The organism is Mycobacterium sp. E802 (genome assembly GCF_001666875.1).
Lineage (GTDB): Bacteria > Actinomycetota > Actinomycetes > Mycobacteriales > Mycobacteriaceae > Mycobacterium.
The window spans coordinates 1-747 of the sequence record NZ_LZJD01000021.1; the positions used below are offsets into that span (position 1 = coordinate 1).

Annotated in this window: 1 pseudogene; it reads left to right on the forward strand. The window is 62.1% G+C overall.

Annotation, left to right across the window (positions count from 1 at the left end):
- Positions 1-68: 68 nt before the first annotated feature.
- Positions 69-747 (forward strand): annotated as a pseudogene (locus A5699_RS03135) (acyl-CoA dehydrogenase family protein); the annotation flags it as partial.

Below are 747 nucleotides of genomic sequence, written 5' to 3' on the forward strand. Positions count from 1 at the left end.
TGGTGGGCGTCAGGATGCGACCGTCAGACCTGCCCTCGGCGAAACCAGATGCCAACAGCATGTTCTGAGTGGCGACCACCATGCATCACTTCTCTGTGGCCAGCCTTGTGGTCCTGGCGGAACTGGGAGGAAACGAATGGCTCCTCCTGGAGGCGGTCGCCACTCAGAACATGCTGTTGGCATCTGGTTTCGCCGAGGGCAGGTCTGACGGTCGCATCCTGACGCCCACCATGAAATCGGTATTGGTTCCTGAGGGTGTCCGCGTCAGCGGCTCCAAGAAGCCGTGCAGTCTGGCTCGGTCGATGGATCTCCTTACTGCCAGCCTGCTGCTGCCAGCTCCCGACGGCAACGGCGAGCGACTGGCGATCGCGCTGATCCCCGCGTCGGATCCGGGCGTCACGGTCACTCCGTTCTGGTCCAGTTTCGCCCTTGCCGGCGCTGAAAGTGACCAGATCGACATCGACGACGTCTTAGTTCCGCAGAATCTGGTTGTCCTAACCGACATCACCGACACCGGAGTGCTCGATGAGATCCAAACGGCGGGCTTCGTGTGGTTCGAGCTCCTGATGATGGCGTCCTACCTCGGTGCCGCCAGCGCGGTCGTCGAAGGGGCGATGACCTGCCCGACTGCATCTGATACAGACCAGCTGGCGTTAACGTCGCGGGTCGAGACCGCGATGGCTGCCATCGAGAACATTGCCCGGCAGGTGCCCGAATCCGCACGCACACAGGAACTTCTCGTCGCCA